This is a genomic window from Corallococcus sp. NCSPR001 (genome assembly GCF_017309135.1).
Lineage (GTDB): Bacteria > Myxococcota > Myxococcia > Myxococcales > Myxococcaceae > Corallococcus.
On sequence record NZ_JAFIMS010000002.1, the window covers coordinates 6246861 to 6261377 of the forward strand.

Consider the following 14517-nt stretch of genomic DNA (forward strand, 5'->3'; position numbering starts at 1 on the left):
GACGCCTGAGGCTTCCAGGGGCCGTCACCTTCGCGGGTGGCGGCCCCTGCTTCGTTCCGGCTTCAGAAGCCGAAGCGGACGAGCCGGGCACGGTACGGCGTGGAGTTGCTCCGGTTCCCCTGGTCGTCCCAGCCCTTGAACTCCACGTCGTCCAAAAGCCGCTCCGTCTGGCCGTTGACGGTGACGGCGTTGATGAGCGGCAGGGTGATGGAGCCCACGTTGCGGCCCGCGAGCTGGTTGCCCGGATCCAACGCCTCCTGTCGGCCCTGGGAGCAGCTGTCGGTGAAGTAGCAGCCCCGGTCGCAGGCGGACTTCGTGTTGTACGAGCCGTGCTTGTTCACGGCCACGTAGATGCGCGGCGCGCCCCGGTACGCCCCCGCGTACTCGAGCTGCGCGTAGCCGTACCAGCCCGAGGCGTCGCACGCCGTCTCCAGGTGCGCGGACAGGAAGGCCTGGTCCAGGTACCAGCGGCCGTCGTCTCCATGGTGCACGTCCAGCACCTGGAACTCGGAGTCCCCGTCGTGGGCGAAGACGTTGAAGATGCCCAGGCTGGGGATGCCGTGGTCCTCGTAGTACGCGGACAGGTAGAAGATGCGCAGCGTGCGCTGCGCGGAGTTCAACGGCCGCGCCGCGAAGTACGGCCGGCGCGCCACGCCTTTCTCCCCCTGGGCAATCCACAGCGTGGGCATGAACGCCGCGGCCACCCGGAGCTCGCAGCTGTCGCTCACTCCGTCATGGTCCGCGTCCGGCAGCTGGCCCCAGCACGCCTCCGCGGACGGCAGGTCCGGGATGCCTTGCGCGAAGGCGGGGACGGCCAGCAATGACAGCACCACCACCCACACACGCGCGTGGGAACGGATAACGGGGGTCATGGGCTTACCTGGAAAGAAACGCGAGGGTGACTTTCAGGGTGAGCACACGACCGTCGGAGCTGAATCCGCCCCCCGGGCCGGGGCACCTGTCCGGCGTCAATCGAAGCGGTAGTGCAGCACCATGTCGTGCACGTCCTCACCATGCTTCGCCACGAAGCTGCCGTGGCCGCTCAGCCCCTCCAACGCGCCCGTGCCCGAGCCGGGAACGACCTCCCAGTCGGACGTGGCCGTGTCGTGCGCATAGACGCCCCGGTGGTTCAGCACGAACGCGCCCTGCCGTCCCAGGAGCGTGCCCGTCACCCGCTCCAGGCCCACGAAGTGACACGTCCCGTCAGCGCGGTAGTCCGACAGGTACGCCAGGACGCCCTGCCCCTCGAAGTCGCCCTGGAAGCCGCGCGTGCAGGTGGTCCGCGACAGCTTCACGCCGCCCTCCCCTTCACCGAAGAAGTCCTCCTGCCAGTTCGCCATCGAGAAACGGATCTTCGCGGGGGTATCCATGGTCCAGGCCACTCCACGTCAGGGGCGCGGACGCGCCATGCGTCCATGCACGGCGCACGCGAATAGCAGCGCCTCCCGGGATGTGATTGTAGAAACACGTCAGGACGCGGACGTCCGGCAGGAGGCGGCAAGGCGGGTGGAGTCGAACGCGGGCAAGCCTCGGGGCGTGTTGTATCCCCGTCCGGACTCCCGGCACTTCGAGCACGTCCGCGTGCTGCCCTCGGAGGACCTGCGTCCATGGGTGGAACACTTCTGGGCCGTGAGGTGGGATCTGCGCGGACAGCCACCCGTGCACCAGCAGACCCTGCCGCACCCGTCCGTGCATTGGGCCTTCGAGGCCGGCACGTCACGGGTGGGCGGCGTGAATCCGGGCCGCTTCTCCGTCACGCTGGAGGGCCTGGGCGGCGTGTTCAGCATCAAGTTCCGGCCGGGTGGCTTCTTCCCCTTCGTGGGGACGCCGCTGTCCACCCTCACGCGGCGCACCGTCCCACCGGGCCCGCTGCTGGGCCCCCAGGCGATGGAACTGGAAGCAGCCATCCTCGCCACCGACGTCACACGCGACGCGGACCGTGAGCGCATCGCCCTGGCGGAGGCCTTCCTGCGGGAGCACAAGCCCGCGCCGGATCCGAACGTGGCGCTCGTGCAGGGGCTGGTCACGCGCATCCTGGAGGACCGCGCGGTGACGAAGGTGGAGGACCTGCTCACGCCCGGAGGCCCGGGGCTGCGCACGCTGCAGCGGCTGTTCAACCGCTACGTGGGCGTGAACCCCAAGTGGGTCATCCAGCGCTACCGCCTGCATGAGGCCGCGGAGCGGCTGCGCGAAACGCCGCCTCCGGAGCTGTCGCGGCTGGCGCTGGAGCTGGGCTACTTCGATCAGGCGCACTTCATCCGAGACTTCCGGCGCATCGTGGGCCGCACGCCCGCCGGCTATGCCCGGTACGGGAGGGAACGACACACATGAAGACGATTGGATTGCTGGGCGGCATGAGCTGGGAGTCCACGGCGGAGTACTACCGGCGGATCAACGAGCACGTGAAGCGGGAGCTGGGCGGCCACCACTCCGCGAAGGTCGTCCTCTACAGCGTGGACTTCCAGGAGATTGAACACGCCCAGAGCGCCGGCCGGTGGGACGACGCGGCCCGCATCCTGTGCGACGCCGCCCGGGCGCTGGAGCGCGCGGGGGCCGAGGCCCTGGTGCTGTGCACCAACACCATGCACAAGCTGGCGCCGGAGCTCACCGCCGCCATCCGCATCCCCTTCCTGCACATCGCGGAGGCGACCGCGCAGGAGATCCTCCGCGCCCACGTGAAGACCGTGGGCCTGCTCGGGACGCGCTACACGATGGAGCAGGACTTCTACAAAGGCAGGCTCGCCGAATCGGGCCTGGAGGTCCTGGTGCCCACCGACGAGGAGCGCCAGCAGGTCCATGACGTCATCTACCAGGAGCTGTGCCTGGGCCAGGTGAAGGCGGCCTCCCGGGAGCGCTACCAGCGCATCATGGAGGGCCTGGTCCGCCGGGGCGCCCAGGGCATCATCCTGGGCTGCACGGAGATCACCCTGCTGATCAAACCCGGCGACGCGTCCGTGCCGGTGTTCGACACCACGGCCATCCACACCCTGAAGGCCGCCGCGTTCTGCCTGGGCGCGTAGCGCGCTTCAGAACGTGTACTTCACGCGCGGGAACACCGCGAACGACATGATGTTCGGCCCGATGATGTAGCGGCCGAGCAGGTCCGCGCCCACGGAGAAGTGGTCGAAGGACGTCGCGTACTCCACGCCCACGCCCAGGCCCGCGTTGAAAGCGTTGATGGACTGGCCCGGATCGCCGTCTTCCGGATTCACCGGCCGGGGCTCCAGGCGCGTGTAGCCCGCCGCCACCTTGGGCGTCAGGTAGAAGCGGTTGGCCAGCCGCACGTGGTACGCGGCCGTCAGGTCGCCGAAGGCCACCGTGAAGTTGTCCGACAGGGCGCAGACGTTGGAGTCCGGCAGATAGCCCGCGAAGCAGTTCTGCGCGGACGAGCCCAGCGCGAAGTGGGCCCCCAGCGAAATCTGCTCCGTCAGGTCGTACCCGATGCCCAGCTGCACGTATGACTGCGCGTTGGAGTAGCTGTTCTCGCCGCCCACCGTGAAGAACACACCGAGGTCGGTCTCGGTGAAGAACCCCCGGCGCGGCTCGAACGGCACACCCTCCGGCGGCGTGGCCCCCAGGGCCGGCGTCGCCAGCGCGAGCGCGGCCAACAGCAGCGACTTCCTCACGACTCCTCCCGTCACGTTGTCCTCCTGCTCCCTCGCACGCCTGGCAGCAGTGGCACGGACAGTAGTGACGCCCGGCACGAAACGGCAGCGGGGAAAAACGAAAATGGCGTGGACCGTTTCGTCCACGCCATTTCGGTCTTCCAGTCTACGAATCGTGGCTTTGTGCCGTTACTCCGCGGCGTCAGCGCCCGAGGGCGAGAACAGCCAGGGGTACGTCACGTTCACCACGCCGCCGCCCTTGGGCTCCGGGAACTTCCAGCGGCGGATGCGGGAGATCATGCACTGCTCCGCGGGAGAGCTGCCCAGCGTGGACTCGGACACGCTGGCGTCCGCCACCGCGCCCGCCGGGTCGATGGTGAAGGCCACCGCGACCTTGCCGGCCAGCGACGGGTTCTTGTTCAGCTCCGACTCGTAGCAGTACTTGATCTCGTTCTGGTGCCGCCGGATGACCTTGGCGATGACGTCCTTGTCCAGGCCGCCAATCACCGTCGTCTTGCCGGGGATGACCTTGGTGACGGACTTGCCACGGCCGCCCAGGTCGATGCCGCCCGAGCCGCCCGTGCCCCGGCCGTTGCCCTGGGTGCCCAGGCCGCCGATGCCCAGCGCCGTGCCGCCACCGCCGTTGCCCGTGCCACGCGAACCCAGGCCGCCCACGCCGTGCGCGTCACCCATGGCCGCGCCGCCCTTGAGGCCGCCCAGCGAGTTGTTGATACCCGTGCCGATGCCGCCCGGACCGAACACGTCGGAAGCGCCACCCTTCATGCCCTTGAGCGCGCCGAGGAGGCCCACCTTGCCCACCACCTGGCGGTCCTTCTCCTTCTTGGACTTGTCCACCACCGGGGTGCCCGGCTTGGAGGGCGCCGCCTCCTCCTGCTTCGCCTCCTGCTTGCCGAACTTGCCCTCTTCGTCCTTGGCCTTGGCCCCCTCCTCCACACCGGAGAGCTGGAGCTTCTTCGCCTCCACCTTCTTCTCCGGGGCGATGAGGAACTTGGCCACGCGCTGCTGGGACTCGAAGACGTCGTCCGCGGACTTCGTGTCCGTGTGCGGCGTCAGCATCATCGCGGTGACGAACGCCGCCGCCGCGAGGATGCAGATGGCGGCGATCTTGAAGAAGCTGAAGTCGCGGTCGGACAGCGACGTCGCCAGGATGGCCGGCGACGGCTTCACGTAGCGCATCACGAACGCCACCGTGCCCAGCGACACCTCCGCCCGGTCATGCAGGCCCAGGGTGAAGAGCTGCTCCTGATCCGCCGTGGCGTTGTTGAGCTGGCCCGCGGCGCGCAGCGCGTCCTTCGTGCGCACGTCACCGTTGTTGGTGACGAAGACGCCGGAGCCCGCCGGAGCGCGCAGCTCCAGCTTGTCGCCCTTGCTCAGCGCGAGCACGTGGCGCTTGCCCACCTGCGGCGAGAACACGGTGAAGGTGTTCTTCGCGGCCTCGCCGATGGTGACCGGCGCGCCGTCCTTGAAGTGCTGGACCTCCAGCATCTGGTCGCCCCAGAGCATGGAGACCTGGAGCACCTTCGCGTCCGGCGTGGGCTGCGCGTCCCTGGGCAGCGGCTCCTGCAGGTGCGGCGGAGGCTGCGGCTTGCGGGCCTGGGCCACCTGGGGCGGCGTGGCCTTGCGCGCCGCCACCGGAGGCGGCGGAGGGCCGAACACCGGGGTGGACGTCACGTTCGTCGAAGCCTGCGTGCCCAGCGCGCCCGCCGGAGCGGAGCGCGGCGTGCTCACCGTGCCCACCACGTTCGTGGGCGCAGCGTTCATCGCGGGTCGCGGAGGCGGAGGCGCCTGCCGCATGTTGGGAGGCACCGGCGCCGCGTGCGCCGCCGGAGCCGGAGCCGGAGGCATCACCGGGCGCTGCTGGAACACGCCGGGCTGCGCCACCGCCGCCGCCGGAGCCACCGGCCGGGGCGCGTCACCGAAGAGCACCTCCACCTGGGAGGTCCCCACCGTGAGCACATCCCCGGGCTTGAGGGCCGTGGGGATGATGAGCTTCTGCCCGGACACCTGCGTGCCGCCTTCACTGCCCAGGTCGATGGCCGTCACGGAGCCATCGTTGTCCACCTTCAGCATCACGTGGAGGTTGGACACGCGCGGATCCTGAATCTTCACCGCCGCCTGGGCGCCCGACCCCACGATGACACTCTCCGCCTCCGAAACCGTCTCCTGGATGGAGCCGTCCGGGGTGGTGATACGAAGCGTCAATCCGTTTTTTCTCGCCGCCGCCATGAAGTTCTTCCTTCTTCCCTTCCCGTCCCGAAAACGTTCAACGCCACCTGTGCTGTCTAGAGATTGTCCGCGGACTTCTGAAGTTCCGGGTCGAAGTTCTCCCGGACCTTGATGAGGCTTTGGAAATCCGTCTTCTTGCGGTTGAGGACGTAGGAGCCTTCCGGCTTGGTGAGCTCGCCCTCCACCGCCACATCCGTGAAATCAATCACCGTCTTCTTGCGGTACACGGTGCGATCCTCCTCCTGGATGATCTTCACCGAGTCCTTGCCGTCCTGAGCCAGGGCGGGAGCCGCCACCCCCAGCCCTCCCACCATCACCATCGCTGCCAGCAGTCGTTTCATGAGATGTCTCCGCCAGGCCCGCTTCGCGACTTCCATTGCAGGGCTCGCACCAACGCCAAGTCCCTGGATTCTAAGGGAGCCGCCCGGTCGCTTGCACCTGGGCGGCTATAGGTGGGAAGAAAGTTCTCGTCCTTCCCGCCGAGACGACTGTTGTTTCTTCAGGGCGTCGGAGCAGGCGCCGGAGCCGTCTGTCCATTGCCGGACGCATCGTCGGACGCGGGGGCAGCCTCGGCCGGAGCTGTCTCTTCGGTGGCCTCGGGCGCGTTGGCGTCCTGGGGCAGCTGGTTCATCACGGACGAGCCCGCGCCCCCGGTGGCTTCAGCGTCCTTCTTCTCTTCGCCCCCGGCCTCCGCGGTGGCGGCCGGAGCCGGCGCCGGCGGCGGGTTCTTGAGCATGTTCTGCAGGCCGTTCACCTTGGCGGTGATGAGCTGCTTGTCCTGATCCGTCGTGGAGGACAGCTCCTTGCAGCGGTCCAGGAACGCGATGGCCTTCTCATAGGCCGCGCGCTCGGACGCGTACGCCCAGCCCGCGCCGCACACCGCCTCCGGCTTGTCCGCGGCGCGCGCGAGCACCTTCTCGAACGCCTCGCCCGCGGCGACGCCCTTCTTCGGATCCAGGCCCTTCTGCCCGTCCAGCGCGTACGCCAGGTACAGCTGGCCCTCCAGGCCGTCCGGCTCCAGGGACAGGGCCTTGGTGAAGGCCTTCTCCGCGCCCGCGTAGTCGCGGTAGCTCAGCGCCAGGGCGCCCAGGTTGAGGTGCCCGGGCGCGAAGTTGGCATCCAGCGACACGGCCTTCTGGAACTGGGCCAGGGCGCGCGGACGGTCGTCCATCTTCAGGTAGATCATCCCCAGCGTGTTGGAGATGGCCGGGTCGTCCTGCGCTACCTTGCGCGCGTTGACGACCAGGAGCTCCGCCAGGCGGTACTGGCCCCGGTCGTACGCCACCAGCGCCAGCGTCTTGTACGCCTCCGGGTTGTCCTTGCTGCGCGCGAGCACGCGCCGGCCGGTGGCCTCCGCCTCATCCAGCTTGCCCGCCAGCCGGTACGTCGCGGCCAGCGCGTTGAGCACGGGCTCATCGTGCTCATGGCCCGGCGTCTGGAGCGCCTTCGTGTACAGCGAGAGGGCCTCGTCCAGTTGGCCCTCGTGCCGGTGCATCAGCCCCAGGTTCATCACGGACGGCGTGTGCGCCGGATCCAGGGCCAGCACCTGCTCGTACGCCACGCGGGCGTCCGCCGGCCGGCCCTGCTTCTCCGCGATGACGCCCAGGTTGAAGCGCGCGTTGAGCGCCTTGGGCTGCTGGTCGACGACGGCCTCGAAGCCCTTGCGAGCGGCGTCCAGGTCACCGGCCTCGTAGGCCTTCAGGGCCTGCGCGAACTGGCCATCCGCGTCGTCCTTCTCCGCCGGGGCGGGAGGGGGCGCGGCGGGGACCGTGACGGCGGGCTTCTCCACCGCGTTCATCGCGACGGGCGTGGGCCTGGGGCCCGTGGCGCAGGCCGTGGTGAAGGCGAAGGCGAAGGCCCCCGCCAGGAACATGCGCTTGGTGCGAAAGCCGTTCATCCCCGTCGTCCCCATCCCCTTCAACTGGCTGCTGATGTCGATGCTCTGGTTCGTCTTCACGGCCGCACCCCCTCGAGCGACGCGGTGGGTTCAGGCTTCGCGGCGCCGGAGCCTTCCGGCGTGCCCTCGGGCGGCGCGGGCTTCGCGCCCCCGGCCGGCACGGCTTCCGGCGCGGGAGTCGTCGCGGCGGGCTTCGGCTCCGCGGAGGCGCTGATGGGGCCGTTGAGGTCCTTCAGCACGCCCGAGGCGATGCGCGAATCACTGCTGCCCCGGTACGTCACCGGCTTCACCTGGGCGTAGGCCCCCGGGCGCAGCGTGTTGATCTGATCCTGCGCGGCCAGCGTCCACTCGCTGTAGATGCCCAGCTCGTAGGCCTTCTGGAGGCCCTTCTCCAGCGCCTCGTTGGACTTCTCCTCCAGGGGCATCGCCAGGTTCTCCAGCTCGCCGCGGTACATGCTGAGCTGTTCGTCATCCAGACCGGACGGATCCGGCGAGTCCATGATGTTGCGGGCGAAGTCCGCGTACGCGAGGCCGATGCGGGTCAGCGCCGCGATGCCCCACTCGCCGGAGCCCGTGGCGAGCACCGCCGCGTACTCCTTCTCCACGCGCAGCATCTCCTTCTGCTTGGCCTGCAGGTCGCGGCGGATGGTGGAGACGCGCGTGAACTTGATGTCGCTGAAGCGCTTCCACGTGGGCTCCAGCGCCAGGAAGCGCGCGTGGCCGTACGCGTTGAGCACCGCGGTGTCCTTGCGCACGCCCTCCGGCAGCTTGTTCCAGCCGCGCACCAGCTCGTCCTGCGCCTTCTCCTGGCCGCGCACGTCCTTCATCTTCTGGTACGCGAGCAGCTCGTGGTACCGCGCCAGGTACGCCTGCCCCGCGGCGGTGCGCGAGTCACGGCCGTAGTCCTCCACGAACCGGTTGAAGGCGCGGGCCGCGTCGCCCCACTTCTTCTCCTTCTCCCAGACGAGGCCGATGGAGAAGGCCACCTGCGGCACGTCCTTGCGGTCCTTGAAGCGCGCCAGGTAGTTGTTCCACGCTGTCACGGCCTTCTGGGACTCGCCCAGGCCGTCGTACCAGACGCCCGCGTTGAAGAGGGCATCCGCCACCCACTCGCCCGCCGCGTCCACCTGCGCCTTGCGCTCGGCGGCCCTCTGCGCGCGCTTGGACTCCACGTCCTCCACGGCGCCCGGCGTGTCGTCCTTCTTCGCGACGGGGGTGGCCTTGGCCTTCTTCTCCTTGTCCTTCTTCGACTGGGACTCGCGGGCCTTGAGGGCCGCGTCGTACTCGGCCACGAAGGACTCGGACATGGCCGCGGCCTTCTTGAACTCGGCGACCTTCTCGTAGAGGCCGGACAGCGTGTAGCGCGTCTTCAATTCGAAGTTGCTGTTCGGGTACTCCTTGAGGACGCGCTCACCGGCGGTGATGCCCTTGTCCACCTCACCGGCCTCCTGCGCGATGACCATCGCGTAGGTGAGCGCGCGGTCCGCGTTCTCCGACTTGGGGAACTCGGTCACGAAGGACAGGAACTCCTCGGCGGCCTTCGCCGGGTTCTTCTCCTTCTTGTAGACGACCTCGTCCACGTACTTGTACTGGCTGCCCTCCACCACGCGAGAGACGCGCAGGGCGAAGTCCGAGCCGGGCTTGGACAGCTTCTTGTTGGAGAGGAACTTGCGCGAGAGCGTGTTGAGCTCCTGCCACTCCTCGCGGCTCTCCAGCACGTACATGGTCAGGTCCGCGGCGTCGCGCGAACGGCGCTCCTCCGGGAACTTCTCGATGATCTCCCCGAAGCGGCGGGCCGCGTCCACGAAGTGCGCGCGGTCGTAGAGGATGACGGCGGCCTGGTAGCGCAGGTCGATCTCATCCTGGTTGCCCGGGAACAGGGTGTTGTACGTGTCGCACGCGGCGACCAGCCGGTCCTCGAACTTCGTGAGCGGCTGCTCGGCCTGCTCCTTGGCGTCGCGCTTCACCAGCTTCTGCTTGGCGACGTCGCCCTTGTCCTTCTTCTCGTCGACCTTCTGGCCGTCCTTCAGGTCGCTCTTGGCGATCTGGCCGCGTTCAATCTTGACGAGCTTGTCGTAGGCGAGCACCGCGTTGTACGAGGCGCTCTTGCGGTAGGCCTCGTTGGAGACCTCCTTCGCGGAGTCGCGGTCCGGGATCTTGAACGCCACCACGGCGTCGTACTCACCGGCGGCGGCCTCCCACTCCTCCAGGGCCCAGAGGATTTCGGCGTAGAAGAAGCGGATGTTGAAGGCGGAGTCCGCCACGAACTCCGGGTTGTCGCTGGAGGCGAACGCGTCCACGTACTGCTTGTAGATGTCGCGCGCGAGCCGGTAGGTCTCCACCTGGCGCGTCTTCTGCGCCTCCTGGTGGTACTCGGTGACCATCACGCGCATGGCCTCTTCGGTGACGCTGAAGGCGTTGCGCAGCACGCCCGCGTTGCTGGCGTTGGCGGTCCACCACTCGCCACCCGGGCGGTAGAGGTCCACCATCCGCTTCATCTCCTTGCGGACCTGCTGGCGCTGGCGAAGGCCCTCGAACGCGCGCACCACCGCCTGCTGGTACTCCGGCGCGTTCGCGCCCATGGGCGAATCGTCGATGAGCGTGCGGTACACCAGGATGGCGCTGTCGAAGTGGCCCGCGTCCACCAGGCCCGCGGCCGTCTTCGCGAGCAGCCGGCCCTGGCGCTTCGCCGGGGCCTTCTCCTTGAAGTAGGCGAGCGCCTCCTTCGGCTGATCCAACTGGACGTAGAAGACGGTGAGGTCGTTGAGGGCCTCCGTGCGCAGGTCGCCCAGCTCCTCGCCGCGCTGGCTCGCGTAGTCCACCACCTCGTGGAGCTTCTTCAGGCCCGCGTCCAGGTCGCCCGCGTTGAAGTCACACCAGGACAGCTTGTAGGTGGCGTAGGCGTAGATCTTGGGAACGCCGGAGTCGCGCGCCTTCTCGTAGTTCTCCTTGGCGGGCGCGAGCTTGTTGTTCTCGAAGTAGTGGTTGCCCAGCTGGATGTACGCGTCCGGGACGAACTGTGACTTCGGGAAGTCGCGGATCAGCTCCTCGTAGCGCTTCACCGCGTCGTCGCGGCGGTTGAGCTCGTAGAGGTTGTAGCCCAGGGAGAAGAGGACCTCGTCGCGGGCCGGGTAGTCCGGGTACTCGGCGAGGATGGCCTCGTAGATGCGCATCGTCTCCGCGCGGTAGCGCTCGGACTCGCGGTGGTCCTGCTCCGGCGCGGCGGCCTTCTCCCCGCGCGCCACGGCGGCGTCGTAGGCCTTCTCCGCCGCGAGGAACTTCTCCATCTCCAACTGGTAGAGGTACTTGGACTTCTCCCAGTAGAGCTCCGACAGGCGGTATTGCATCTCCGCCTTCTGCGTGGAGGTCTCCTGCAGCTTGGGGATGAGGCGCTTGAAGCCTTCAATGGCCTCGTCGCGCTTCTTGTCCGCCAGCGCGTCCTTCTTGGAGTCCGCGATGCGCGGCATGTCCGCGAACTTGGCCGTGGCCGGCTTCACCCGCGCCGGGCCCTTGCGCATGTCCTGGGGCGCCACGCCGGGCGGCAGCTCCGCCTTCTTCGCCGCCTCCTTGTCCTTCTTGCTCGCGGACTCGGCCTTCCTGGCCGCCGCCTTCGAGGAGGACTTCTTCGTCGCCACCTTGCGCGGCGGTGCCGTCTCCTCCGCCGCCTCCCCCACCCCACCGGCCGCGAGCGCGACGCCCACCGCCAGTGCACCGAACCGAAGAACCACCTTCATGCGAGCTCCTGGAGAACCGCGCCTCGCCTGCCTGGGAAAACTTCTGCCCAGTTGGGAGGGACGACGGAAAGTAGACGCGGGTACCCAGATTGAGAAGTGGCCCGGAACATGCCTTGTGCCCCGGCGTACGCGATCACGCTGGCGCAACTTCCAGGACTCAACATCACGCGAAGAGGCCCCGTCCCCCGTGACAAACGCACGGTGGCGGGGCCTCTTTGGATGCGTCTTCAAGGGTGCCGGGTGCGCCCGGCTCCTACTTGCCTGCTTCCCGGCCTACTTCTCCTGGCGAGCGGGGCAGCCACGCTTGAGCGTGTACTGGTAGTAGCCGATCTCGTCGATCCAGAACTCGCCCTGGAAGCGCCAGTAGTTGTAGTCCGCGCCGGGCATCTTCGGGCGGTAGAGCGTCTGGCGGGAGAGCAGCGCCTTCTGGTCCACGCCCTCGGAGAAGAGGTCCTTCTCATCCAGCGCCGTCTGCACGCGGATGATCTCCGCCTGGTCGGAGAAGGTGCGGAGGTTGTCCGCGGCCTCCTGGATGCGGTTCTTCGCCAGCGTGCCGCCCACCTGGAGCAGCGTGGTGCGGATGTCCTCGAGCGACGCCACCGTCTGCGCGGCGAACGGCGTCCCCTTCCAGGGGCCTTCGCTGATGGCGCGCTTCTCCTGGTCCACGCGCGACAGGGTCCGCATCACTTCGCGAATGCGCTCGTTGTTGCGGATCCACAGGTAGACGGCGCGCGGCAGGCGGCGGTTCTCGGAGGCCACCAGGTTGAAGGCGTTGATGGGCGCCACGTCCTCGCCGGTGAAGGGCTCCAGCTGCTTCGCCATGGGCCCATAGCGCTCGTCGAACGCGGCCAGCGTCGTCTTCACCTCGTCGTAGAGGCACGAGTAGTAATAGACGGTCGCCTTGAGGATCCACGACTCGGGCTGGAAGGCGCCCTCGAACTGCGGCGCGTGCAGCGCCTGGAGGCTGCCCAGCGCGCCGCCGAAGTCCTCGTTCTGGAAGCGGGCGAAGCCGTTCTCGAACAGGGCCTGATCCCAGAAGCGCGCGTAGCGGGGCACGCGTTCATACGCCTTCACCGCGTCCGCGTACTCGCCGCGGCGGTAGTGCACACGGCCCAGCGCCAGCAGCGCCAGCTCGCGCGTCTCCGGCAGCTCCACCTGCGGCTCCTTCGTGGTCAGCACGGCCTGGAACGCGGCGATGGCCTCCTTGTCCAGCGTCTCCCCTTCCCCGGGACGCCCCGGGAAGCGCGGGTCCGCGAGCACGGTGCCCAGCAGGTAGCGGGCCTTCGCGTAGACGCGGCTGTCGGCGGGCACGGCCTCCAGCAGCGCGCGGGACTCCTCGAAGCGCATGCGGCGCTGGCTGGCGGTGCCGACCAGGTAGTTGATGCGCGCCAGGACCTCCTTGGGCAGCGTGACCCACTGGTCGCGCACCTCGTCGGTGTAGGCCTGGTTGAGGATGCTGGGGATGAGGTTCTGCTCATCCAGCCGCTGCTGCATGTCCACCAGCCCCTCGATGGCCTTCAGGTACGAGGGGTGCTTGGGGCCGGCGTTGACGATGGCCGCGTAGGAGATGAAGGCCGCGACGGGCAGCTCCTTCTTGGCGAAGGTCTGCGCCAGGTAGAACTCGGCCTTGCCCTTCAGGTCCGCGTCCTGCCCTTCCGCCAGCTGCGCGAAGAGGGGGGCGGCGGTGTCCAGCTTGCCTTCGTTGAAGGCGGACAGCGCGCGGTTGTAGGTGCCCACGTCCTGCTGGGCGAGGGCCATCGAGGGCACGGCGAGGGGCCCGAGGACGACGAGGAGTCGGAGCAGTCGGGACATGGTTAGAAGAGCACCGAGAAGCCAGCGTAGAAGCTGACGTTGTTGAGGACGTCCGACGAAGGCTCGGCGACGAGATCCCGCCCGAGGATGATGTCCTCGCGGTAGTTCTTCTTCGTCTTCGGGTCCACGCCGTCGAACTTGGACACCTTGCAGCTGCCGCTCAGGTTGAGGCCGTCGAAGGGCTGGTTGGCGGCACGCGCGGCCTCCAGCGCCTCGAAGTCCGCCAGGTTGCAGCCGTCCACCTTGTCCACGCGCGCGGTGTAGATGAGGTCGCGGACCTCCAGGCGCAGGGCGTAGTGCTCACCGAACTGCACGCGGAAGCCGCCGCCCACCTCACCCAGGAACTTGTTGCCCGTGTCGCCGAAGCGCGCGGGCACCTGGTACGTCTCGCCGTCCACCTCGTTCGCCACCTCCGGGCGGATGAGGTGGCGCGTCTTGCCGATGCCCGCGCCGCCTGAGAGCACCACGCTGAACTGCGCCAGCGAGTTGTTGAAGAAGGCGAACTTGCCGTAGAGCGGCGTCACTTCGACGCCCGCGTGCGCGCCCCACTGGAGGAGCAGCGACGAAGCGGCCTGGGCCTGCTCGCGCACCTTGTCGATGAGCTCCAGGTTGAAGTCGCTCTCGTCCGAGTACCAGTTGTACTGGCCGCCCACCTGGAGCGCGAAGTTCTCCTGCAGGTGGTAGACGTAATTCAGCGCGGTGCCCACGTGGTTGGTGAACTTGCCGTTCACCTGCACGGCGGCGGGATAGAGCACCAGCTCGTGCTTGCCCTCGTCCGCGAAGCGCTTCTTCTGGACGATGTGGACGTTGACGTTCGGGTTGTAGAGCGGCGCGCCATTCACCAGCCGCTGCTGCTGCGCGTCCGTGGTGCGCGGCGCCTCGCCGGAGTCCAGCACCGGCGCGTCCGTGGGAGGCGTGGCGGCCGGAGCCTGGGCTTCCGGAGCCTGCGAGGACGGCGCGTTGTCGGTGTCGTCCTCACCGGTGACGGCGGGCGCGGCCGGAGTCGCCGGCGTGGCTTCAGGCTGGGACTGGGGCACGGCCGGCGCGTCGCGCTCGGTGCGCTGACGCTCCGGCGGCTCGGCCGGTGAAGGAGAGGCCGGCGCGGTCGCATCCGGCCCCGGAGCGGCCGGCGGCTGCGCCGGAGAGGCGCCTTGCGCGAACGCGAGGGCAGGCACCGCGGCAACGAGGAGCGCGATGGAACGGAAGGGTCGCATAGGAATGG

Annotated in this window: 11 protein-coding genes; 2 read left to right on the forward strand and 9 right to left on the reverse strand. The window is 68.5% G+C overall.

The annotated features are described in order from the left end of the window. Nucleotides 1-62: 62 nt before the first annotated feature. Nucleotides 63-872, reverse strand: coding sequence for a hypothetical protein (locus JYJ93_RS26915; protein ID WP_206796537.1), 810 nt, complete (start codon nt 870-872; stop codon nt 63-65). Nucleotides 873-968: 96 nt separating this feature from the next. Beyond that, the gene (locus JYJ93_RS26920) at nt 969-1370 is read right to left on the reverse strand and encodes a DUF3224 domain-containing protein (RefSeq protein WP_206796539.1); all 402 of its coding nucleotides are present in this window, start codon (nt 1368-1370) and stop codon (nt 969-971) included. A 136-nt stretch (nt 1371-1506) separates the two neighbouring features. Here JYJ93_RS26920 and JYJ93_RS40850 point away from each other — a divergent pair, with 136 nt between their 5' ends. Then, complete coding sequence (locus JYJ93_RS40850) at nt 1507-2331, forward strand: DUF6597 domain-containing transcriptional factor (RefSeq protein WP_206796541.1); 825 nt, start codon at nt 1507-1509, stop codon at nt 2329-2331. Further along, nucleotides 2328-3020 carry an aspartate/glutamate racemase family protein gene (locus JYJ93_RS26930; RefSeq protein WP_206796543.1) on the forward strand — a complete coding sequence of 231 codons (693 nt, stop codon included), beginning with the start codon at nt 2328-2330 and terminating at the stop codon, nt 3018-3020. The genes JYJ93_RS40850 and JYJ93_RS26930 overlap by 4 nt, the downstream gene beginning before the upstream one ends. Before the next feature lie 6 nt (nt 3021-3026). On the opposite strand, the gene cglE is transcribed toward JYJ93_RS26930, so the two are convergent. The 7 genes from cglE to JYJ93_RS26965 all read right to left on the reverse strand — a co-directional run bounded on the left by cglE (nt 3027) and on the right by JYJ93_RS26965 (nt 14509). Continuing rightward, complete coding sequence (gene cglE, locus JYJ93_RS26935) at nt 3027-3626, reverse strand: adventurous gliding motility protein CglE (RefSeq protein WP_206800472.1); 600 nt, start codon at nt 3624-3626, stop codon at nt 3027-3029. 168 nt (nt 3627-3794) lie between these two features. Beyond that, entirely contained in the window at nt 3795-5852 is a 2058-nt protein-coding gene (locus JYJ93_RS26940) for a TonB family protein (protein WP_206796546.1), read from the reverse strand. Nucleotides 5853-5908: 56 nt separating this feature from the next. After that, complete coding sequence (locus tag JYJ93_RS26945; protein ID WP_120547342.1) at nt 5909-6193, reverse strand: hypothetical protein; 285 nt, start codon at nt 6191-6193, stop codon at nt 5909-5911. Nucleotides 6194-6351: 158 nt separating this feature from the next. Next, nucleotides 6352-7809, reverse strand: a complete 1458-nt coding sequence (locus JYJ93_RS26950) for a tetratricopeptide repeat protein (RefSeq protein WP_206796555.1) — start codon at nt 7807-7809, stop codon at nt 6352-6354. Continuing rightward, entirely contained in the window at nt 7806-11483 is a 3678-nt protein-coding gene (locus JYJ93_RS26955) for a tetratricopeptide repeat protein (RefSeq protein WP_206796557.1), read from the reverse strand. Before JYJ93_RS26955 ends, JYJ93_RS26950 begins: the two co-directional genes overlap by 4 nt. A 273-nt stretch (nt 11484-11756) precedes the next feature. Next, nucleotides 11757-13295, reverse strand: coding sequence for a tetratricopeptide repeat protein (locus tag JYJ93_RS26960; protein WP_206796559.1), 1539 nt, complete (start codon nt 13293-13295; stop codon nt 11757-11759). 2 nt (nt 13296-13297) lie between these two features. Beyond that, nucleotides 13298-14509, reverse strand: coding sequence for an outer membrane beta-barrel domain-containing protein (locus JYJ93_RS26965; RefSeq protein ID WP_206796561.1), 1212 nt, complete (start codon nt 14507-14509; stop codon nt 13298-13300). Nucleotides 14510-14517: the final 8 nt, after the last annotated feature.

What these genes read in the sequence shown, in the direction of transcription:
- JYJ93_RS26915 (WP_206796537.1), bottom strand. Translation starts at nt 872, where the DNA reads ATGACCCCCGTTATCCGTTCCCACGCGCGTGTGTGGGTGGTGGTGCTG.
- JYJ93_RS26920 (WP_206796539.1), bottom strand. Translation starts at nt 1,370, where the DNA reads ATGGATACCCCCGCGAAGATCCGTTTCTCGATGGCGAACTGGCAGGAG.
- JYJ93_RS26930 (WP_206796543.1), top strand. Translation starts at nt 2,328, where the DNA reads ATGAAGACGATTGGATTGCTGGGCGGCATGAGCTGGGAGTCCACGGCG.
- JYJ93_RS26940 (WP_206796546.1), bottom strand. Translation starts at nt 5,852, where the DNA reads ATGGCGGCGGCGAGAAAAAACGGATTGACGCTTCGTATCACCACCCCG.
- JYJ93_RS26945 (WP_120547342.1), bottom strand. Translation starts at nt 6,193, where the DNA reads ATGAAACGACTGCTGGCAGCGATGGTGATGGTGGGAGGGCTGGGGGTG.
- JYJ93_RS26955 (WP_206796557.1), bottom strand. Translation starts at nt 11,483, where the DNA reads ATGAAGGTGGTTCTTCGGTTCGGTGCACTGGCGGTGGGCGTCGCGCTC.
- JYJ93_RS26960 (WP_206796559.1), bottom strand. Translation starts at nt 13,295, where the DNA reads ATGTCCCGACTGCTCCGACTCCTCGTCGTCCTCGGGCCCCTCGCCGTG.
- JYJ93_RS26965 (WP_206796561.1), bottom strand. Translation starts at nt 14,509, where the DNA reads ATGCGACCCTTCCGTTCCATCGCGCTCCTCGTTGCCGCGGTGCCTGCC.